Genomic DNA, 21,491 nt, shown 5'->3' with positions numbered 1-21,491 from the left:
GGCAGATGCCGAACGGGTCGGGCCGACGGCTGATGACGCCTCTGCCCCGACCGAACCGGTGACCGCACACCCCGGTCCGTCGCGGGCCGCAGCAGCCGCCGCACGGCCACCCCGTGCCATGACCGCTGGCAGCGGGTCTCGCCGGGTACGTCGGCTGAGCCGCGGCAGCCGGTCCAGGAGTCGTTCCGGCGGGGCAGCCGGTGACCGTCGCCGGCACCCGGCCGAGGCAACGGCCGACATACCGCCCGGTACTGACGAGCCCCGCCGGGCAGCGGGCAGCCCCGGCGGCCGGTCGGCGATCCACCGCAATGGGCGCAGGTGTGTGAGGGGTGAAGCCAAGTGAGTGGCTTGCGCCCCCGGATCTACCGCCGTTCGGTCGGCTTCCCGTTCACAGGCGTGACCCGGAGGAAGCCCCTCCTGTTCACCTGTGTGGCGGAACCCGTGCTCGGGCCGCCCCGCCGCATCACGCACCACCCTCCCGAGCCCCCACCCGGCGCTCGCCGCCTCCCAAGGCGCGCCGAGCGCAGAGGAAGCCCTCTCATGCCTCTGCCCACACCGCATTTCGCCCACGACGGCGACAGACCCACCCGCCATGACACCTCGACGTCACAACCCCCCAGAGGTGTGCCGGTAGTCCCACCCCGCAGCGCCGGGGGCACAGCGCCCGCCTCGCGCGGGGGCCGGACGCGAACGGCCGCGTCGCAAGCGCCCCGCCATGTCGCCGACCTGCCACCCGCACACACCGCCCTGATCTGTGTCGCTCTTCCCGGACTGGTGATCTCCACAGATCAGGGGCAGCTGACGGGGCGAGGACTGGAGGGGTTCTATCGCGGGGGTCGCCGCGTGCTCTCCCGCTGCCAGGTGCGAGTGGCGGGCCGGGAGCCCCTGGCCGTGCAGGCTCGCATGATCGCGGCCGATTGCGCGCGTTTCGTGGGTACCGTTCACGCGGCTGCGGACGTGGGTCCGGACCCGGACGTCGTCGTGGAGCGACTGAGGTTCGCGGACGGTACGGAGCGGATCATCCTGCACAGCGCGGCCACGCGCCCGCTGCGTCTGCCGCTGGAGGTGTCCCTGGCCACCGACCTCACGGAGTTGGCGGCCGTCGCCGCGGGAGATTCCGGGCCCGAGATCTCCGCCACCGTCCACGGCTCCGGGCTGCGCTGGTCCAGCGCCAAGGGCGACTGCGCGGTCACCGCCGCCCCGCCGCCCGCTGATGTTCTCGCCTCCGCCGGGCTCCTGCGCTGGCAGATGGAGCTGCCGCCCGGCGGGACACGGAGTGTGGAGGTGCGACTGAAGCCGGACGACGCAGCGCCGGTCCGGGCGGCGGGACACGGGACGACCAGCCCCTTCGCCCAGGCCCGGGCCACCGGCGACGATCTGAGGGCCCAGCCGCTGCTGAGGACCAGCATCGAGGACCTCCAGGCGCTGGTCCTGCGCGACCCCGCCCGCACGTCCGACGTGCACCTTGCGGCGGGAGCCCCCTGGCGTTGCGGACCGGCACCCGCCGACTGCCTGGCGGCGGCGCGAATGACGCTGCCGCTGGGCACCCGGCTCGCCGCGGGCACCCTGCGGATCCTGGCCCGCACCCAACTCGCCGGTCCGGGCCTGCGCGCGGGCATGATCCCCGGCCCTCGCCGCGACGCGGGCACACACGTACCGCCGGGCTGCACGGGCACGGAAGCCACCCTGCTGTTCCCCGTCCTCCTCGCGGAGGCCTGGCGCTGGGGGCTTCCGGAGAGGGAGACCGAGGAACTGCTGCCCGCGGCCGAGAACTGCCTGCGGTGGCTGCGTGTCACGGTCGGCGACGGTGTCTACCTCGCCGATCCCCAGCCGGACGGGCCGCTGCGCTGTGAGACCCAGGCGCACGCGTACCGCGCGGCCATGGTCGGAGCCGATCTCCTGCACGCGTGGGGGCGGCCGGGCGGACCGGAACTGCGCGACTGGGCCGAGGATCTGCGCGGAGCGTTCGGTGCGGACTTCTGGATCGAGGACCGCTCGGGCGGGAGACCTGCCGCAGCCCGCACCCGGGACGGGCGCCTGGTTCCGCATCTCGGGGCCGGCGCCGCGCATCTCCTGGACACCGGACTGCTCGGCTCGGGTGCCCTGGCACCGGGTCTGCTCGACAAGGTGCGCACGGAGCAACTGGCACGGCTGCTCGGCGGTCCCGACATGGACTCCGGATGGGGACTGCGTGGCCTCGGTGCGACGGAAGGGGCGTACAACCCGTTCGGACACCGCGGTGGCACGGTGCGGGTGCAGGAGACGGCGGTCGCCGTGGCGGGACTGGCCGCCGTCGGCCATGAGAAGGAGGCGGGCGCGCTGCTGGGCGGGATGCTCGCCGCGGCGGAGGCGTTCGGGTACCGGCTGCCCGAGATGTTCGGTGGCGAGCCGCGTGTGGAGGGGGCCAGACCCGTGCCGCATCCGGCGGCCTGCCGCCCCGCCGCCACGGCGGCCGCGGCCGGAGTTCTGCTGCTGAGCACGCTCGCCGGTATCCGCCCCGATGTACCGGGCGGGACGGTGACCCTGTGTCCGGTCCGCAGCGCACCGCTGGGCGAGATCGTTCTGACGGGACTGAGACTTGCCGGTGCGCCCCTCTCCGTGCGTGTGGGCCGGCTCGGCCTCGCCACGGTGGAGGAAGCCGCCGACGGACTGCAGCTGGGTGTGTGACCTCGGGTGACGTGCCGCAGAAGGGCGGACGGCGCCCCTCGACGAGGAGGGTCGACGACAGAACTGGATCAGCTGTGGAAGCGGTTGCCGAAGGGAGTGTTTATCGTCAAGCAGACGACTATGATCGCCGCATGCCCTACGACCCGTCAGCCTTTCCGCCCTTCGCCGTCACCGTGGACCTGGTCGTGCTGACCGTGCGCCGTCATGCTCTGTGCGCGCTGGCGGTCCGCAGGGGCGAACCGCCGTTCCAGGGCCGATGGGCGCTCCCCGGGGGCTTCGTTCGGGCGGACGAGGACCTGGCGCAGGCTGCCGCACGTGAGCTGACCGAGGAGACCGGGCTGTGCGCCCATGATCCCAACGCACCCGTCCAGGACAACGGCGCTCACCTGGAACAACTGGCGACGTACGGCGACCCGAAGCGTGACCCGCGGATGAGGGTGGTGAGCGTGGCGCACCTCGCGCTCGCTCCCGACCTGCCCGCGCCGCGGCCCGGCGGGGATGCCAACAGCGCACGCTGGGCCCCCGTGGAGGAGTTGCTGCAGCGGGGCGGCTACGGCAGGGACGGGGAGCAGGCGGCACCGCTCGCCTTCGATCATGCGCAGATTCTGGCGGACGGTGTAGAGCGTGCCCGTTCCAAGATCGAGTACTCCTCGCTGGCCACCGCCTTCTGCCCGGCCGAGTTCACCGTGGGCGAGCTGCGCCGGGTGTACGAGGCCGTGTGGGGTGTGGCCCTCGACCCGCGCAACTTCCACCGCAAGGTGACCGGCACTCCGGGGTTCCTCGTTCCCACGGGAGGCACGACGACCAGACAGGGCGGGCGTCCGGCACAGCTCTTCCGTGCGGGCGGGGCCACGCTGCTGAACCCGCCGATGCTGCGTCCCGAGGTCTGACCACCGCGGGGGCGTCGTTCGCACGGCGGGGCCGCCGCGGGCGCATGTCCGCTGGGGAAGTCGGCGCGGTACCGCCGCCACGGTGACCGAAAAAGCGGACATACCGCGCTATCTTGCATCAGGTGATCCAGGCGATCGGACTGACCAGCAATCCCCGCAGGGACCTTCCGCCCGCCGTCGACGACGTGTCCTTCGAGGCGCACGCGGGCCACGTCACCGCGCTCCTCGGAGCCCCCGGTGCAGGCAAGACGACGGCGCTCAGGCTGATGCTCGAACTCCAACCGGGCCGCGGCATCACCTACTTCCGGGGACGTCCGCTGCACCGCATCGCCCATCCGCAGCGTGAGGTGGGCGTGCTCCTCGGAGATGTCCCCGGCCATCCCGCGCGTACGGTCCGTGGACAACTGCGCAGGCTGTGCTGCGCGGCGGGCGTGCCCGTCCGTCGCGCGGACGAGGTCCTCGAGCGGGTCGGACTCGCCGGACTGGGGCACGAGCGGCTGGGGATGCTCTCGCGCGGCATGGATCGCCGCCTCGGACTCGCCTGCGCCCTGCTCGGCGACCCGCACACCCTCGTCGTCGACCGTCCCGTCCACGGTCTCTCCGCTCGTGAGGGGCGCTGGCTGCACGGCGTTCTGCGTGCACATGCCGCCCAGGGCGGCACGGTCCTTTTCGCCACGGACGACCCCAAGGAGGCGGCCGGTACCGCCGACCGCGTCGTCACGCTCGACCGGGGCCGGCTCGTCGCCGACCAGGAGGCCGCCGATTTCGGCCGGACCCGCCTGCGCCCGCGCGTGGCCGTACGCAGCCCGTACGCGGCGCGACTTGGGGCGCTCCTCACCAAGGAGGCGAGGTCGGCCCGGCGTTCGGTGGAGGTCGTCCACGAGGACGGCAACCGGCTGTCGGTGTACGGCAGTACGTGCGCCGATGTCGGGGAGGCGGCATTCCGGCACGGCATCCTCGTGCACCAACTCGCCGACGAGACCGGTGACATGGGACCTCTTGCCGCAGCGGAGGCGACAGCGGCGGCGCCGACGTCGGCCAAGACGCAGGAGCCGGGTGATCTCCCCGCGTTGCCGCCGCCCGTCGGCGTCCGTGTCACTCCCGACCCCCTTCGTCCGCTGCGCTACGAACTGCACCGCGCCGCCGGTGTCGCCACGGCCCATCTCGTCACCGCCGCCGCGCTCGTCGTCTCCGTTCTCGTCTCCGTGATCCTCGCCCGCATCGGACGCACCCCGGGGCACCTGGTGGCGGCGGCCTGGCCGAAGGATCTTCCGCTGCCCCCCGCGGCGCTCGGCGCGGGCCTGCTCGGTGCGCTCGCTTTCGGCGACGAGTTCCGCCACCCCGTCCTCGCCGCGCACCGCGGGACCGTTCCACGGCGCCTGGGGTTGCTGGCCGCGAAGCTCCTCGTCACCGGGGCCATCGCACTGGCCCTGGCCTGCCTCACGATCGCCGTCGACTTCGAGGTCCTCGCCGTCGTCTTCGGGGGAGAGGTAGCACGGGTCCCGGCTGACTGGTTCTCCCTCCTCGTGAGTTGGTGCGGGCTCGTCGTGGGATGCGCCTGGGCCGGTGTGCTGGCCGCCGGGATCTTCCGGTCCACGACGGCGGGACTCGCCGCGGTGCTCGCGGTGCCCGTCCTGGTCGTACCCGTTCTGCAGCTGGTGCTGGAGAGGCCGTCCGTGGGGACCGCGGCGGGTCTTGCCGCACGGATGAGGGGACTCTCGCCGCTGCAGTGGCCCTGGGGCGGCGAGCGATATCTGGCCGCCGCGGTACATGTGATCGCTCAACCCGTCGGCGGCGCACTGGCCTTGTCCCTCGTCGCGCTGCTCTGCGCGTATCTGCTCACAGTGCTGCGCGGCAGGGCCCGATGACAACCGTCTGTGCCCATCCCTGCTCGCCGTGCACGCAACTCCCCGGAAAGTGCCCATTTCTTTCCGATAAGGCGTCAATTGCGACGCCGTGAGCGATCACCCTTTCGTGTGCTTTTCACCAAAGACCTCAAGGCAGTTGGAGAGGGCGCCGACAAAGGATCCGTGAGTACCCTTGCGCACACCATGATGACCGCCGCCCGCTCCACAGACTCCGGCCTGGCCGGACCGGGCGAACTCGACCGCTACCCCTACGCCGAGGCGCCCGCCGCCGACCGTGTCGGCTCACCCTCCTGGGAGGGCGCGGACCCGGAACTGGGTCGCGTCGGCCGACGCGCCGCGGGCAGCCGTGGACGTGGACTCCACGGCCAACTCGTCCAGCAACTGGGCCAGATGATCGTCTCCGGCGACCTGGGCGCCGACCGCCCACTGGTGCCGGAGGAGATCGGTCAGCGATTCGAGGTGTCGCGCACCGTCGTCCGTGAGTCGCTGCGCGTCCTCGAAGCGAAAGGCCTGGTCAGCGCCCGGCCGAACGTCGGCACTCGCGTACGTCCCGTGAGCGACTGGAACCTCCTCGACCCGGACATCATCGAGTGGCGGGCCTTCGGGCCCCAGCGCGACGACCAGCGCCGTGAACTCAGCGAGCTCAGGTGGACCATCGAGCCGCTCGCCGCACGCCTCGCAGCAGGTCACGGGCGTGAGGAGGTTCAGCAGCGGCTCGGCGACATGGTCGAGATCATGGGGCACGCCATGGGTCAGGGCGACTCCCTGACCTTCTCGCGTGCCGACGCCGAGTTCCACTCGCTGCTGATCCAGGTCGCCGGCAACCGCATGCTGGAGCACCTCTCGGGGATCGTCTCGGCCGCTCTCCAGGTCTCCGGCGGACCGGTGACCGGGTGCGAGCGCCCGAACGACGCCGCCCTGACCCAGCACGCCCGCATCGTCGACGCGCTCGCGGCGAGCGACGGGGCGGCCGCCGAGAGCGCGATGCGTCAATTGCTCACGGTCCACCCCGAGGTGGAGCGCGTGGTGCCCGCGCCGCGGGAGCACTGACCGCAACCGCGCGGGCGGTGCGACCGGGCGTGGGTGCCCGTCGTACAGCACCGGGCCGTGCGGTCCACAACCGCGCAGCGCCGTCCACCCGCCGTCGGACTCCGTCGGATCCTCCAGGGACCCGGCGGAGTCCGACGGGGACGGACGGCGTCGCCGGTTCCGGAGGGCGGCCGTGCCACGGACGATCCGGATCCGGTTGCGGGTGTCGATGCCGCCACGGACCCCCTGCGTCGATCGGGGGCTGCGGGGCGATACGGCGCCCTGCCGCCGGCGGCAGGCCTCCGGGACGACATCAGCTGAATATTTCTGCCCGTATCTGGACGTTTTTGAGCGGTTACGGGGTGTGATCCGGGCCACGCGGATTGGGCGTAACGCTTCGGGGCACTATGCGATGACCTAAGAGGTGACAGCCGAGGAGGGAATACGGACGCCGTTCGCGGCGCTGTGCATCTCCCCGGCCCTTGCCCGCGCCGTCGGCCCATCCCCAAGCCGGCGGTCGGCTCCTGTCCTGGTGGACGGGGCCGGAAGCCGTTTTCCAACGTTCCGAGAGGTTGTTCGTGTCGGCCAGCACATCCCGTACGCTCCCGCCGGAGATCGCCGAGTCCGTCTCTGTCATGGCTCTCATTGAGCGGGGAAAGGCTGAGGGGCAGATCGCCGGCGACGATGTGCGTCGGGCCTTCGAAGCTGACCAGATTCCGGCCACTCAGTGGAAGAACGTACTGCGCAGCCTCAACCAGATCCTCGAGGAAGAGGGTGTGACGCTGATGGTCAGTGCCGCAGAGCCCAAGCGCACCCGTAAGAGCGTCGCAGCGAAGAGTCCGGCCAAGCGCACGGCCACCAAGACCGTTGCGGCGAAGACGGCGACCGCGAAGAAGGCCACCGCTCCGGCCGTGCCGGTCTCCGACGACCCGGCTGAGGACGCGCCCGTCAAGAAGGCCGCTGCCAAGAAGGCGACGCCCGCCAAGAAGGCCGTCGCCAAGAAGACCGTCGCCAAGAAGACGACGGCCGCCAAGAAGGCGACGGCGACCGACAAGAAGGACGACGTCGAGCTGATCGAGGACGAGGCCGTCCTCGAGGAGACCCCCGGCAAGACGGGCGACGAACCCGAGGGCACCGAGAGCGCCGGTTTCGTGCTGTCCGACGAGGACGAGGACGACGCCCCCGCGCAGCAGGTCGCCGCGGCCGGTGCGACCGCCGACCCGGTCAAGGACTACCTGAAGCAGATCGGCAAGGTCCCGCTGCTCAACGCCGAGCAGGAGGTCGAGCTCGCCAAGCGCATCGAGGCCGGGCTGTTCGCCGAGGACAAGCTGGCCAACGCGGACAAGCTGGCCCCCAAGCTCAAGCGTGAGCTGGAGATCATCGCCGAGGACGGCCGGCGTGCCAAGAACCACCTCCTCGAGGCGAACCTCCGTCTGGTGGTCTCCCTGGCCAAGCGCTACACGGGCCGCGGGATGCTCTTCCTGGACCTCATCCAGGAAGGCAACCTCGGTCTGATCCGCGCGGTCGAGAAGTTCGACTACACCAAGGGCTACAAGTTCTCCACGTACGCCACCTGGTGGATCCGGCAGGCGATCACCCGCGCCATGGCCGACCAGGCCCGCACCATCCGTATCCCGGTGCACATGGTCGAGGTCATCAACAAGCTGGCCCGTGTCCAGCGCCAGATGCTCCAGGACCTGGGTCGCGAGCCCACCCCGGAGGAGCTGGCCAAGGAGCTCGACATGACCCCGGAGAAGGTCATCGAGGTCCAGAAGTACGGCCGCGAGCCCATCTCCCTGCACACCCCGCTCGGTGAGGACGGCGACAGCGAGTTCGGTGACCTCATCGAGGACTCCGAGGCCGTCGTTCCCGCGGACGCGGTCAGCTTCACGCTCCTCCAGGAGCAGCTGCACTCGGTCCTCGACACCCTGTCGGAGCGTGAGGCGGGCGTGGTCTCCATGCGCTTCGGCCTCACCGACGGTCAGCCGAAGACGCTCGACGAGATCGGCAAGGTCTACGGCGTCACCCGTGAGCGGATCCGCCAGATCGAGTCCAAGACGATGTCGAAGCTGCGTCACCCGTCGCGCTCGCAGGTTCTGCGCGACTACCTCGACTGATCCTCACCTGTAGTCCCCGGAGGGGCCGGTTCCCGTGGGAACCGGCCCCTCTGCGTGTGCGCGCCGTAGCCGACTGGATCACTGTGGGTGTTCTACGACCATCCGACAGTGAGGAGTGCCCATGCGCCGCCACCTTGCCCGAACCCTGGCCGTAGGGGTCGCAGCAGCCCTGATACCGCTGGTGTCCCCGGTTTCGGCGACGGCGGACAACGTCGTCATCGGAGGCTTCCCGGTCGACATCTCTCAGAGCCCGTGGACCGTCGCACTCTCCAGCCGTGACCGGTTCGGTGGTACCCGTGCGGGGCAGTTCTGCGGGGGAGTGGTGGTGGACCGTTCCAAGGTCCTGACCGCCGCCCACTGCATGAGCACGGCCGTCCTGGGCGCACCACCGGGGCAGGTGCCGGACCTGAGGGTCATCACGGGTCGTACGGACCTGATGTCCGCCCAGGGCAAGGAGATCCCGGTGGCCGCCACGTGGGTCAATCCGACGTACAACCGCCTCACGAACGCCGGTGACTTCGCCGTGCTCACCCTTGCCTCCCCCCTGCCGGCCACCTCGGTCATCGGCATGGCGGCGGCCGGTGATCCGGCCTATCAGCCGGGGACGCAGGCGACGGTGTACGGCTGGGGCGACACCACCGGAGCCGCCGACTACGAGCGCAGTCTGCGGGGCGCGAACCTTCAGGTCCTGCCGGACAATGCCTGCGGGCAGGCCTACCCCGGCGGTCTGGACGGCAAGTACCAGCCTGCTTCCATGGTGTGCGCCGGCCTGCCCCAGGGTGGTCGCGACGCCTGCCAGGGGGACAGCGGCGGGCCGCTCGTCGCCATGGGGCGTCTGATCGGTCTGGTGTCCTGGGGAAGCGGCTGCGGGCAGCCCGGCAGCCCCGGGGTCTACACGCGGGTCTCCGAGGCCGTCAAAGCGCTGAGCGGCGGCCGATGACGGTGGCGTGCGTCCGGAGCTCCGTCGCGCACGTCGGCGGGCGACGCGCGGCGGAGTGCGGCTGCGCGACGGGGCGGGGGGCTCCTTGAGTGCCGTACGGCGCTCTTCCGAAGCGCCCTACGAATACGGGCGGCCACTCCGTGTGATCGGAGTGGCCGCCCGTTTCACCGGCCTGGGCGCCGGTGTCGGCTCGTCGGTACGCGCTAGGTGTCAGCGTTCGTCTTCCGAGGTGCTAGCCGGAACGGAGGTCAGTCGCTCCGTCTCGTCCTGTATCTCAGCGGCGATCTTCTTGAGCTCCGGCTCGAACTTGCGACCGTGGTGGGCGCAGAAGAGCAGTTCTCCGCCGCTCAGGAGGACGACGCGTACGTACGCCTGGGCGCCGCAACGGTCGCAGCGGTCAGCGGCCGTCAGCGGGCTCGCGGGGGTCAGAACAGTAGTCACGTCGCCTCTTCTCTAGCTCGACGAGCTGTCGTACCAGGGTCAACATCCAACCAGGCCGAAAACGTTCCCGCTCGCGGCTTATCCTCGAAAGATTCTTTCCGTGGCGGCTGGCTGCTGCCGGTTGGCGGCGAATGTGCCGTATTACGTCTGTATGTCGTACGGGTTCGCGCTGTCTATCGGTGGTCGCGTCCTCCCGGCGGCGTTGCCGGTTGTGGATGAGGACGTGCCCCGAGGCTAAATGGTTCATGCCTCGAAGGGAACGTGATATGTACTTCACCCCACCCAGGTGTCGAACGCCCGTGCGACTCTGGACTAGTCTGGGTTCTCGACGAGGGTGGCGGTACAACGGCTCTACCAGGCCTCTGTACCCTCGGTCCGGTGACCCAAGCCGGCCCGTTATCCAAAGGGCCCCATCCGAAATTCAGCGAGGAGCGAACCGCGTGACCGCCGATACGTCCGTGCCGTCCACAGCGCTGCTGACAGGAGCAGACCGCGACGGCTCCAACTACACCGCGCGGCACCTCCTCGTCCTCGAAGGCCTCGAGGCCGTGCGGAAGCGTCCTGGCATGTACATCGGCTCGACCGACAGCCGGGGTCTGAGCCACTGCCTCTGGGAGATCATCGACAACTCCGTCGACGAGGCCCTGGGCGGGTACTGCGACCACATCGATGTGATCCTCCACGACGACGGCTCGGTGGAGGTCAGGGACAACGGCCGCGGCATCCCGGTCGACGTGGAGCCCAAGACCCGTCTGTCCGGCGTCGAGGTCGTGATGACCAAGCTGCACGCGGGCGGCAAGTTCGGCGGCGGCTCCTACGCGGCTTCCGGCGGCCTCCACGGTGTCGGCGCATCCGTGGTGAACGCCCTCTCCGCCCGTCTGGACGTCGAGGTCGACCGCGACGGCCACACGCACGCGATCAGCTTCCGGCGCGGTGTGCCGGGGGCGTTCGCCGGTGACGGCCCGACCGCGAAGTTCGAGTCCAAGAGCGGACTGCTCAAGGCCAAGAAGATCCCCAAGACCCGCACCGGCACGCGCGTGCGCTACTGGGCGGACCGCCAGATCTTCCTCAAGGACGCCAAGCTCTCCCTGGAGACGCTGCACCAGCGTGCCCGCCAGACGGCCTTCCTGGTGCCCGGCCTGACCATCGTCGTCCGCGACGAGTTCGGGCTGGGCGAGGGCGGAAGCAAGGGCGAGGAGTCGTTCCGCTTCGACGGCGGCATCAGCGAGTTCTGCGAGTACCTGGCGAGCGACAAGCCGGTGTGCGACATCCTTCGCTTCTCCGGGCAGGGCACCTTCAAGGAAACGGTCCCGGTCCTTGACGACCACGGCCAGATGACGCCCACCGAGGTCACCCGGGAGCTGGGTGTCGACGTGGCGCTGCGCTGGGGCACCGGGTACGACACGACGCTGAGGTCCTTCGTCAACATCATCGCCACCCCCAAGGGCGGCACCCATGTCGCCGGCTTCGAGCAGGCGGTGACCAAGACGATGAACGACGTGCTGCGGGCCAAGAAGCTGCTGCGCGTCGCCGAGGACGACATCGTCAAGGACGACGCCCTGGAAGGGCTCACCGCGGTCGTGACCGTGCGCCTGGCCGAACCGCAGTTCGAGGGCCAGACCAAGGAGGTCCTCGGCACGTCGGCGGCCCGCCGGATCGTGACGAACGTGGTCTCCGCGGAGCTCAAGGCGTTCCTGACCTCCACCAAGCGCGACGCCGCCCAGCAGGCCCGCGTCGTCCTGGAGAAGGCCGTGGCCGCGGCCCGTACGCGCATCGCCGCCCGTCAGCACAAGGACGCACAGCGCCGCAAGACGGCCCTGGAGTCCTCCTCGCTGCCCGCGAAGCTCGCCGACTGCCGCAGTGACGACGTGGACCGCAGCGAGCTGTTCATCGTCGAGGGCGACTCCGCGCTGGGTACGGCCAAGCTCGCGCGGAACTCCGAGTTCCAGGCGCTCCTGCCCATCCGGGGCAAGATCCTGAACGTTCAGAAGTCGTCCGTGACGGACATGCTCAAGAACGCCGAGTGCGGTGCGATCATCCAGGTGATAGGGGCCGGATCGGGCCGCACGTTCGATATCGACGCGGCACGCTACGGCAAGATCATCATGATGACCGACGCCGATGTGGACGGCTCCCACATCCGCACCCTGCTGCTGACGCTGTTCCACCGCTACATGCGGCCCATGGTCGAGGCGGGCCGGGTGTTCGCCGCGGTGCCCCCGCTGCACCGCATCGAGATCGTCCAGCCGAAGAAGGGCCAGGACAAGTACGTCTACACGTACTCCGACCGCGAGCTGCGCGACAAGCTGCTGGAATTCCAGAGCAAGGGCATCCGGTACAAGGACTCCATCCAGCGCTACAAGGGTCTGGGCGAGATGGACGCCGACCAGCTCGCCGAGACCACGATGGACCCGCGTCACCGCACCCTGCGCCGCATCAACCTCTCCGACCTGGAGTCCGCCGAGCAGGTGTTCGACCTGCTGATGGGCAACGACGTGGCACCGCGCAAGGAGTTCATCTCCAGCTCGGCCGCGACGCTCGACCGGTCGCGCATCGACGCCTAGCCGTCGCGTACGGCCCCGGCCGACAGGGCCGGGGCGCACGGCGGTGATCCCCGGCCGGGCTCCGGCGCCCGGCCGGGGACCGGGTGTCGATCGAACGGGAGACCGGCATCGAGTACCGGTCGGGCGGGCGGCCGGGGACGGGTTCAGGTCGTGAGCAGCGCGGCTTCCGGGCGGCTCGCCCGGCGATCGGCGTGGCCGGCGGGCCGGACGGCGCCCGGCCTGCCGCGGCGGGGCGAGGGCCTCGGGGTGGCCCGCGGACCTTCGAGCGGCCGGTGCGTGATGGCCCGCCGCCTCCCACGTCCGCATCACGCGGCTTTCACGGGCAGGCGCTCTCGAGGCTTCCGGACCCCGACATCGTCGACGGCGAGTGTGCGGGTGCGCGACATTGCCGGCGGTTTCGCCGATGGAGGCCGTCGGCAGGCGGGAACCGGCTCCGGTGGCACTCGGCGGGCGCGTGCTGCCGGTGCCGCGAGGGTGGGGTGTGCGCCGCGGCGACGAGCGGCGTACGGGGCCGGCCTCCACCCCAGGGTGGAGGGAGCGGGCGTTGCCGACTCCACCCACGATCCACCCCGACGCCGATCTGCTGACCTGCCGATTTCCGTAGCGTCCTGGGTGTCGACGGCACCCGCCGTCGGCGTCCTTTCCATCCGCTCACGGAGGCAGTGATGTCCGGGCTGGTCAATGCGTTGGTGATCGTGGCCGTGGTCGCCCTGGTGATCGTGCGGCAGTTCCGGGCACGCCGGATCGACGCCGACCGGCGCTGGTGGCTGGTCCCCGTGGTCCTCACCGTTCTCGCGCTGCGCCGGCCCGGCCTGCTCGATCCCCATCACCCCACGGTGTCCGCCCTCCTGCTGGGTACCGAGTTGCTGATCGGCCTCGCCACCGGGGCCGGCTGGGCCTGGACCACCCGGATATGGCTGGAGGCGGACGGCGCCGCGTGGAGCAAGAGCACCAAGGCGAGCATCAGCGTCTGGATCGGCGGTATCGCCCTGCGGGTCGGGCTCTTCGCGGTCGGCGCAGCGCTGGGCGTCCACCAGGACAGCTCCGCCCTCCTGCTCGCCCTGGCGGGCACGCTGCTGGTGCGCTCGGGGTTCCTGGTCCGGCGGGTGCGGTCCCTCGTCTCCGCCGACGGGCCGGCCACGGCGTACGGTGACGGCATGCGCCGGCCCGCACCGAAGGAGCGTGTGTGACGGACAACGTGTGGACGCGCTGGCCCTCGCGTGAGGCACTCTCCCGCAGGGGAGTGTCCGGTGCCCGGCGCGCCCTCGGCTGGTGCGGACGGCTCTTCGCCGCCGGAATGCTCCTGTGGACCACCTTCACCGGCGGCCGACTGGCCATGTGGGGCGCGGCCGCGGCCGCGGCCGGGGTGCTGGTGTGCGGGGTGGCGGGCTGGGCCTTCTTCCGGACCACGCTGCACCATCGCCTCCTGCCCTCGGCCGCTCTGCTCACGGGGCTCCTCGGACTGGCCCTCGTGGGGCACCTCTCGGGCCTGCGCATCCCGGCACTCGTGCTCTGGTGCGCGTGCGCCGTCGTCGCCATGGAACGGCTGCCCCTCGCCGTCGCCGTACCCGCCGCAGGCGTCGGGCTCGGTGCGTACGCCGCGGTCAACAACGACGCCTGGCTGACCACGGTGGCCACCACGGTCGGAATCGCCCTCGCGGGCTACGTACTGCGCCTGGACGCGGAAGCGCGGGGCGGGGCCCTGCGGCTGCTCGCCCAGGAACGGGCCGCGCGGGTGGCCGAGGCCGAGTCGGCGGCCCTTGCGGAGCGGACCCGGATCGCACGGGACATCCACGACGTACTGGCGCACAGCCTCTCCGCGCAGCTTGTGCATCTGGAGGCGGCCCGGCTGCTGATCGAGTCGGGAGCCGAGCGGGACAAAATACTGGAGCGGGTCGTGGCGGCGCGGGGAATGGCCCGGGAAGGACTCGCCGAGACCCGGCAGGCGCTCTCCGCGCTGCGTGGCGAGATGTCCCCGCTCGAGGACTTCCTGAGTGAGCTCGTCGCCACGGCGGACCGCGCGGACGTCACCGTATCGGGTGAGCGCACACCGTTGCCCGCCGAGGCCTCGCAGGCGGTCCGCAGGGTCGCGCAGGAGGCCATGACGAACGTCCGCAAGCACGCCCCCGGCGCCAAGGTGCACATTCGGCTGGAGTACGCCGAGCACCAAGTGATGCTGGACGTGCGGGACTCGGGGGGTTCGCCGGGCGAACTGACCGGGACGGGGGCCGGGTACGGTCTGCTGGGCATGCGGGAGCGTGCCGAACTGCTGGGCGGTTCGCTGGAGGCCGGGCCCGGCGAGGAGGGATTCGTGGTGACGTTGAAGGTGCCGGTATGACGCAGGAGGAGGGCGGCAAGCCGGCGCGGGTCGTGGTGGCGGACGACCAGACGGTGGTGCGCGAGGGCATCGTGATGCTGCTGGGTCTGCTTCCCGGCGTCGAGGTCGTCGGCGCGGCCGGGGACGGGGAGGAGGCGGTGAAGCTCGTCGCCGAGCTGGCACCGGACGTGGTGCTGATGGACCTGCGAATGCCGCGCTGCGACGGCGTCGAGGCGACGCGGCGCATCCGCAGCGAGCACCCGGGCACCCAGGTCGTCGTGCTCACCACCTACGCGGACGACGAGTCGCTGTTCCCGGCGCTGAAGGCGGGGGCGCGCGGGTACCTCACCAAGGACGCGGGCGGCGACGAGATCGTACGGGCCGTGCGGAGCGTGCTCTCCGGGGACGCGGGGCTCTCCCCGAGCATCCAGCGACGGCTGCTGGAGCGGCTGTCGGAGCCCGAGCGGCGGACGGCCGCGCCCGTGGAGCCACCGGACGGGCTCACCGCACGGGAGACGGAGGTGCTCGTGCTGATCGCCGAGGGACTGACCAATCAGGAGATCGCCCGCAGGCTCCATGTCTCCACGGCCACGGTGAAGACCCACATCAACAATCTCTTCGCCAAGACCGGGCTCAAGGACCGTGCCGGGGCGGTCCGTTACGCGTATGCAAACGGTCTGGTCAGGCCGCCCTCGCGCTGAGTCACCTGATGGGGTGAAGAGCATGGCGAAGGAGAGCCGGGGAACTTCCCGATCTGTCCATCCTTGGGCATGAAGTCAAGCAATGGCCGTCCCGGCGGAGACGGGGGCGGTCCCGAGAGTCCGGTCGAGAGGCACGAAGGCCGTGACGCAGCCCCCACGTCCATGGGGGCGGCCGGACACGTCAGGCACGTCGACCCCTGGTACGACGCGCTCGCCTCCGGTTGGGGCGAACTGGACGGGACAGGCGCTCCCGCCCCCGTGGTGCCGCCCGCGCGACGCGAGGAGGGCGCCTCCCGTGCGGGGGAGGTGTACCTGGAAGTGCAGCGCAGTGCGGCCTTCCAGGAGGTGCGCAGCCGGTACCGGAGATTCGTGGTCCCGGGTCTTGTCGCGTTCCTGGCCTGGTACCTGGGCTATGTGGTGACCGCGCAGACCGCGCCGGGGCTGATGGCGCGGCCGGTGGCCGGCGCGGTGAACGTGGCGATGGTGGCGGGGCTCGCACAGTTCCTGACGACCTTCCTGCTCACCTGGGCGTACGCGTGGCACGCCCGGTTGCGCCGGGACCGGGCGGCGCTCGATCTGCGCTGGGACACACAGGAGTTGACGCGGGGACTCAAAGGCGGCGAGCGGTGAGCGAGCACCATCAGGCACTGGCGCTGGTGCTGTTCGGCGTGTTCGTCGCGATCACGCTGGCGATCACCACATGGGTGAGTCGCAACCGGCACGGTTCGGCCGAGGAGTTCTACGCGGGCGGGCGACTGTTCTCGCCGATGGAGAATGGTTTTGCCATCGCGGGCGACTACATGTCGGCGGCATCCTTCCTCGGGGTCACCGGACTGATCGCGCTCTTCGGTTACGACGGGCTGCTCTACGTCGTGGGTTTCCTCGTCGCCTGGCTCGTGGTGCTCTTCTTCGTCGCCGAACTCGTTCGCAACTGCGGACGGTTCACGCTCGCGGACGTCGTCGCGGCCCGGATGAGGGAGCGGCCGGTCCGGGTCGCGGTGGGGACGTCCTCGGTGACCGTGTCCGTGCTCTACCTCGTGGCGCAGATGGTGGGCGCGGGCAGTCTCGTAGCGCTGCTGTTCGGCGGGACGAGCGCCGCGGCGCGCTCCTGGACCGTGATCGTCGTCGGCGCGCTGATGGTGATCTATGTGTCCCTGGGCGGGATGCGGGCCACGACCTGGATCCAGATCGTCAAGGCCGTGCTGCTGCTCGGCGGCACGGTGGCGCTGACCGTCCTCGTCCTGATGCGCTTCCACGGAGACGTCGACTCCTTGCTGCGGACCGCGGCGGAGCGCAGCGGGCACGGCGAGGCGTTTCTCGCGCCAGGGCTGAAGTACGGCGGGAACTGGACCGCGCGCATCGACTTCATCAGTCTGGGGCTGGCGCTGGTACTGGGCACGGCCGGGCTGCCCCACATCCTCTCCCGCTTCTACACCGTGCCGACGGCGCGGGCCGCCCGTCGCTCGGTCGTCTGGTCGGTCGGGCTCATCGGCGGCTTCTATCTGATGACGATCGTGCTGGGCTTCGGCGCGGCGGCCGTCGTCGGACCGGACGCCGTGCGGGAGTCGAACACGGCCGGCAACACCGCGGTACCGCTGCTGGCCCTGAAGCTGGGCGGCGGAGCGGAATCCGCCGGCGGGACGGTCCTGTTCGCGATGGTCGCCGCGATCGCCTTCGCCACGATCCTCGCGGTGGTCGCGGGCATCACGCTGGCCTCATCGGCCGCCGTCGCGCACGACCTGTACGCATCGCTGAGACGCCGCCGGACCGGGGCGCGCAGCGAGGTGACCGTGGCGCGGGTCGCGGCCGCAGGAATCGGCGTGGTGGCGATCGCGCTCGGGCTGCTGGCCCGCGATCTCAACGTGGCCTTCCTGGTGGGGCTCGCCTTCGCCGTCTCCGCCTCCGCGAACCTTCCCGCGCTGATCTACTCGCTCTTCTGGCGCGGCTTCACGACACGCGGCGCCGTGTGGGCGGTCTACGGGGGCCTGGTGCCCGCCCTGGTGCTCGTACTGCTGTCGCCGGTCGTCTCGGGCAGCCCCGAATCGCTGTTCCCCGCCGTCGACTTCCAGTACTTCCCGCTGCAGAACCCCGGCATCGTCTCCATCCCGCTCGGCTTCGTCGCGGGCTGGCTCGGCACTGTCACCTCGGGGGAACAGCCGGACGAGGCCAAGCACGCGGAGACCGAGGTGCGGTCGCTGACGGGTGCGGGCGCGGTCTGACCCCCGGTACCACGCTGCGGTGCGCGGGTCGTACGGCCCGCGCACCCCCTGCTACGGCGCCACCCACGCGTACCGGTGTTCGGGTCGCCCCGTGTCGCCGTACTTCAGGGAGAGCCGCAGCCGGCCCACCTGCTCGAGGCGGCGCAGATAGCGCTGGGCGGTGGAACGGCTCAGCCCCGTCCTCGCGGCCACCTCATGGGCCGAGAGCGGCCGGCCGGACCTGTGCAGTACATCGCATATGAGGTCCGTGGTCGGTTCGGAGTGACCGCTGGGCAGCCCGGGCGAGGAGGACACGGGCGTGGTGCGCAGGGCGCCGAAGATGCGGTCGACCTGTTCCTGGCCGGCCACCCCCCGGCCGCCGACGCGGTCGACCGTCCGGCGCAGGGCGGCATACGAGTCCAGGCGTGTGCGCAGGGCCGCGAAAGTGAACGGCTTCACCAGATAGTGCAGGGCGCCCAGACGCATCGCGGCCTGCACCGTGGCCACGTCGCCGGCCGCCGTGATCATGATGACGTCGGTGCCATGGCCTTGCTCGCGCATGCGGTGGACCAGTTCGAGCCCCGTCCGATCGGGCAGATAGTGGTCGAGCAGGACCAGGTCGATCGTGGCGCGCTCCACCGCGGCCAGCGCCTGGGCAGCGCTGTGCGCGCGGGCGGCGACCCGGAAGCCGGGAACCTTTCCGACGTACTTGGCGTTGATCTCGGCGACACGGAAGTCGTCGTCCACGATCAGGACGTTTATCATCGGGCCTCTCTCCCTCAAGGCCAGGCGAGCGTTAAGCCCGTGTTTCGGCTCCGCAGTTGTAGCGCGAGCAAAATGAGCACAACAGACTCTTGCAAGCAGAAGTAGGTCTTGCGCCCAGAAGACTGCTGTCGCGGCCCGCACCGCATCTACGGTCCCGGCCATGAGCGCAGACACCGGCCCCGCCATCGAGCTACGGGGCGCGAGCAAGATCTTCCGGACCCCGTCAGGGGGTCTGCACACGGCCGTCAGGGGACTTGATCTGACCGTCGGCCGCGGTGAGTTCGTCGCCGTCGTCGGACCCACCGGGTGCGGCAAGTCGACGACCCTGACACTGGTCAGCGGGCTGGAGGAGCCCACCGAGGGCGAGGTGCTGGTGGCCGGCGCGCCGGTCGCGGGAGTCGGGGACAAGGTCGGCTTCGTCTTCCAGCAGGACGCCACGTTTCCCTGGCGCACGGTCCTGTCCAACGTCATGGCGGGCCCGCGCTTTCGTGGTGTGCCCAAGGCGGAGGCGAAGCAGAAGGCCCGCGAGTGGCTGGCCCGGGTCGGGCTCGCGGCCTTCGAGGACCGCTACCCGCACCAGCTCTCCGGTGGCCAGCGCAAGCGTGTCGCTCTCGCCGCCACTTTTGTCAACGACCCCGAGATCCTGCTGATGGACGAGCCGTTCTCGGCGCTCGACGTGCAGACCAGGGCGCTGATGTCGGACGAGCTGCTGGAGCTGTGGGCGGGCACGGGCGCCTCGGTCGTCTTCGTCACCCATGACCTGGAGGAGTCGATCGCGCTGGCCGACAAGGTCGTCGTGATGACCGCCGGACCCGCGACCGTGAAGCACATCTTCGACATCGACCTGCCGCGGCCGCGCAAGGTCGAATCGGTGCGCCTGGAACCGCGGTTCATCGAGATCTACCGAGAGATCTGGGAGTCCCTCGGCGAAGAGGTCCGCATCACCCGCGAAAGGGGCGCCGCCCATGTCGCCTGAGGTCATCTCCGCGTCGGCTCCGGTGGACACCTCCAAGCAGCCCGGCCGTGCCGAGTCGCGGGCGCGTGCCGCCCGCAGGCGCAAGGCCGTCGTCCTGGTCGCCCGTGTGCTGCTGCTGGTGGCCGTGCTCGGGCTCTGGGAGGCGCTGTCCCGGGCCAAGGTCATCGATCCGTTCAACTTCTCGATGCCTTCGAAGGTATGGGACCAGATCTACACCTGGATCACCCACGGCACCGCGCTCGGTTCGCTCGGCGAGCAGATCTGGGTCACGCTCCAGGAGGCGCTGCTCGGCTGGGTCATCGGCGTGGCGGCCGGTGTGGTCTTCGGTATCGCGCTGGGGAGGGTCGCCTTCCTCGCCGATGTCCTTGGTCCATACATCAAGGTGCTCAACTCCATACCCAGGATCGTCCTTGCCCCGATCTTCGTCATCTGGTTCGGGCTCGGCCCGTCCTCCAAGATCGCCTCGGCTGTCGTCCTGGTCTTCTTCCCGGTCTTCTTCAACGCCTTCCAGGGCGCCCGCGAGGTCGACCGCAACCTGGTCTCCAACGCCCGCATCCTGGGCGCCAGCGACCGGCGGGTGACGCTTCAGGTCGTCATCCCGTCGGCCACCTCATGGATCTTCACCAGTCTCCATGTCAGCTTCGGCTTCGCGCTGATCGGCGCCATCGTCGGCGAGTACATCGGCGCCACCAAGGGTGTCGGCCTGCTCGTCGCACAGTCCCAGGGCACCTTCAACGCGGCCGGTGTGTACGCCGCGATGGTCATCCTCGCGGTCGTCGCGCTGGTGGCCGAAGGGCTGCTCACCTTCGCCGAGCGCCGGATCTTCCGCTGGAAGGCGTCGGATTCCGGGCACTGACCGGCTCCTCGGGCCGTCGTCGAGGGCGGCCGCCGCCCCCACGCACCTCCTCTTCCCGCACCGCCATCTCACAAGGACGTGAACCGTCATGCGCAAGTCCGCCAGAATCGCCTGCCTCGCCGCGGCCGGTCTGCTCGCCGCCACCTCGCTCACCGCCTGCGCCAATGACGCGGCGTCCACCGCAGCGTCCGGATCCGGTGGCAAGGGCGACGGAAAGGGCGAGAAGGTCAAGATCATGGTCGGTGGCCTGGACAAGGTCATCTACATGCCCGCGATGCTCACCCAGCGGCTCGGCTACTTCGACGCCGAGGGCCTCGACGTGGAACTGCTGAGCGAGCCCGCCGGCGTGCAGGCCGAGACCGCGCTGGTCTCCGGGCAGGTCCAGGGTGCCGTCGGCTTCTACGACCACACCCTCGATCTGCAGACCAAGGGCAAGCACGTCGAGTCCGTGGTGCAGTTCTCGCACGCGCCCGGAGAGGTCGAGATCGTTTCCGCCCAGGCCTCGAAGGACATCACGTCGCCCAAGGACTTCAAGGGCAAGAAGCTCGGAGTCACCGGCCTCGGCTCTTCGACGGACTTCCTCACCAAGTACCTCGCGGTCAAGAACGGTGTGCAGACCAGCGAGTTCAGCCCGGTCGCCGTCGGTGCCGGCCCCACGTTCGTCTCCGCCCTCCAGAAGGGCTCCATCGACGCCGGAATGACCACCGATCCGACCGTCGCCACCGTGCTCCAGAAGAAGCTCGGCAAGGTGCTCGTCGACATGCGGACCCCACAGGGGTCGCAGGAGGCGCTGGGCGGGCCGTACCCGTCGTCCAGTCTCTACATGCAGACGGAGTGGGTCGACGGCCACAAGGCCACCGTCCAGAAGCTGGTCAACGCCTTCGTCAAGACCCTGAAGTGGATGTCCACGCACTCCGCCGACGAGATCGCCGCGAAGATGCCGGCCGACTACTCCCAGGGTGACAAGACGCTCTACGCGGACGCCATCAAGAGCACGCTCCCGATGTTCACCAAGGACGGTGTGATGCCGGAGAACGGACCCGAGACGGTCGAGAAGGTCCTCAAGGCGTTCAACCCCAACATCAAGAACGCCACCATCGATCTCGACAAGACGTACACCACGGAGTTCGTGGAGAAGGCCGCAGGCTGAGCCGACCGGCCG

General features: G+C 70.4%; 17 protein-coding genes. 15 read left to right on the top strand and 2 right to left on the bottom strand.

Features of this window, described 5'->3' with window-relative positions:
• The first annotated feature begins 750 nt into the window (after positions 1-750).
• The 6 genes from ACSHXN_RS12080 to ACSHXN_RS12055 all read left to right on the top strand — a co-directional run bounded on the left by ACSHXN_RS12080 (position 751) and on the right by ACSHXN_RS12055 (position 9,511).
• Positions 751-2,667: a glycogen debranching N-terminal domain-containing protein gene (locus tag ACSHXN_RS12080; protein WP_438306450.1), complete on the top strand. Its 1,917-nt coding sequence runs from the start codon at positions 751-753 to the stop codon at positions 2,665-2,667.
• A gap of 131 nt (positions 2,668-2,798) precedes the next feature.
• Complete coding sequence (locus ACSHXN_RS12075; RefSeq protein WP_355129618.1) at positions 2,799-3,557, top strand: NUDIX hydrolase; 759 nt, start codon at positions 2,799-2,801, stop codon at positions 3,555-3,557.
• Between the two features lie 122 nt (positions 3,558-3,679).
• Positions 3,680-5,425 carry an ABC transporter ATP-binding protein gene (locus ACSHXN_RS12070; RefSeq protein ID WP_438303074.1) on the top strand — a complete coding sequence of 582 codons (1,746 nt, stop codon included), beginning with the start codon at positions 3,680-3,682 and terminating at the stop codon, positions 5,423-5,425.
• Between the two features lie 162 nt (positions 5,426-5,587).
• Positions 5,588-6,475, top strand: a complete 888-nt coding sequence (locus ACSHXN_RS12065) for a FadR/GntR family transcriptional regulator (protein ID WP_355129614.1) — start codon at positions 5,588-5,590, stop codon at positions 6,473-6,475.
• 557 nt (positions 6,476-7,032) lie between these two features.
• Positions 7,033-8,571, top strand: coding sequence for an RNA polymerase sigma factor (locus tag ACSHXN_RS12060; RefSeq protein ID WP_383352219.1), 1,539 nt, complete (start codon positions 7,033-7,035; stop codon positions 8,569-8,571).
• A gap of 121 nt (positions 8,572-8,692) precedes the next feature.
• Positions 8,693-9,511: a S1 family peptidase gene (locus ACSHXN_RS12055; protein WP_356112629.1), complete on the top strand. Its 819-nt coding sequence runs from the start codon at positions 8,693-8,695 to the stop codon at positions 9,509-9,511.
• A 210-nt stretch (positions 9,512-9,721) separates the two neighbouring features.
• On the opposite strand, the gene ACSHXN_RS12050 is transcribed toward ACSHXN_RS12055, so the two are convergent.
• Complete coding sequence (locus tag ACSHXN_RS12050; protein ID WP_059132108.1) at positions 9,722-9,952, bottom strand: DUF7455 domain-containing protein; 231 nt, start codon at positions 9,950-9,952, stop codon at positions 9,722-9,724.
• A gap of 440 nt (positions 9,953-10,392) precedes the next feature.
• On the opposite strand from ACSHXN_RS12050, the gene ACSHXN_RS12045 reads away from it, so the two are divergent.
• The 6 genes from ACSHXN_RS12045 (at position 10,393) to ACSHXN_RS12020 (ending at position 17,753) form a co-directional block, all read left to right on the top strand.
• Positions 10,393-12,516 carry a DNA gyrase/topoisomerase IV subunit B gene (locus tag ACSHXN_RS12045; RefSeq protein WP_355129608.1) on the top strand — a complete coding sequence of 708 codons (2,124 nt, stop codon included), beginning with the start codon at positions 10,393-10,395 and terminating at the stop codon, positions 12,514-12,516.
• Positions 12,517-13,181: 665 nt separating this feature from the next.
• Positions 13,182-13,706 (top strand): DUF1453 domain-containing protein, encoded by a 525-nt coding sequence (locus ACSHXN_RS12040; RefSeq protein WP_356112627.1) that lies wholly within the window; start codon positions 13,182-13,184, stop codon positions 13,704-13,706.
• Positions 13,703-14,854, top strand: coding sequence for a sensor histidine kinase (locus ACSHXN_RS12035; RefSeq protein WP_355129604.1), 1,152 nt, complete (start codon positions 13,703-13,705; stop codon positions 14,852-14,854). The genes ACSHXN_RS12040 and ACSHXN_RS12035 overlap by 4 nt, the downstream gene beginning before the upstream one ends.
• Positions 14,851-15,534, top strand: a complete 684-nt coding sequence (locus ACSHXN_RS12030; RefSeq protein ID WP_355129602.1) for a response regulator transcription factor — start codon at positions 14,851-14,853, stop codon at positions 15,532-15,534. Before ACSHXN_RS12035 ends, ACSHXN_RS12030 begins: the two co-directional genes overlap by 4 nt.
• A gap of 69 nt (positions 15,535-15,603) precedes the next feature.
• Positions 15,604-16,164, top strand: coding sequence for a DUF485 domain-containing protein (locus ACSHXN_RS12025; protein WP_356292172.1), 561 nt, complete (start codon positions 15,604-15,606; stop codon positions 16,162-16,164).
• Positions 16,161-17,753: a solute symporter family protein gene (locus tag ACSHXN_RS12020; protein ID WP_356112622.1), complete on the top strand. Its 1,593-nt coding sequence runs from the start codon at positions 16,161-16,163 to the stop codon at positions 17,751-17,753. The genes ACSHXN_RS12025 and ACSHXN_RS12020 overlap by 4 nt, the downstream gene beginning before the upstream one ends.
• 51 nt (positions 17,754-17,804) lie before the next feature.
• On the opposite strand, the gene ACSHXN_RS12015 is transcribed toward ACSHXN_RS12020, so the two are convergent.
• Positions 17,805-18,497: a response regulator gene (locus ACSHXN_RS12015; RefSeq protein ID WP_355129596.1), complete on the bottom strand. Its 693-nt coding sequence runs from the start codon at positions 18,495-18,497 to the stop codon at positions 17,805-17,807.
• 160 nt (positions 18,498-18,657) lie between these two features.
• On the opposite strand from ACSHXN_RS12015, the gene ACSHXN_RS12010 reads away from it, so the two are divergent.
• From ACSHXN_RS12010 to ACSHXN_RS12000, 3 genes are all read left to right on the top strand, one after another.
• Positions 18,658-19,473, top strand: a complete 816-nt coding sequence (locus ACSHXN_RS12010; RefSeq protein WP_355129594.1) for an ABC transporter ATP-binding protein — start codon at positions 18,658-18,660, stop codon at positions 19,471-19,473.
• Positions 19,463-20,329 carry an ABC transporter permease gene (locus ACSHXN_RS12005; protein ID WP_355129592.1) on the top strand — a complete coding sequence of 289 codons (867 nt, stop codon included), beginning with the start codon at positions 19,463-19,465 and terminating at the stop codon, positions 20,327-20,329. The genes ACSHXN_RS12010 and ACSHXN_RS12005 overlap by 11 nt, the downstream gene beginning before the upstream one ends.
• Before the next feature lie 88 nt (positions 20,330-20,417).
• Positions 20,418-21,479, top strand: coding sequence for an ABC transporter substrate-binding protein (locus ACSHXN_RS12000; RefSeq protein WP_356292170.1), 1,062 nt, complete (start codon positions 20,418-20,420; stop codon positions 21,477-21,479).
• Positions 21,480-21,491: the final 12 nt, after the last annotated feature.

The organism is Streptomyces sp. HUAS TT11, from assembly GCF_051553595.1.
Classification (GTDB): domain Bacteria; phylum Actinomycetota; class Actinomycetes; order Streptomycetales; family Streptomycetaceae; genus Streptomyces.
The sequence above is the reverse complement of the archived record's forward strand: the minus strand, read 5'-3'. Positions and strand labels throughout refer to the sequence as shown.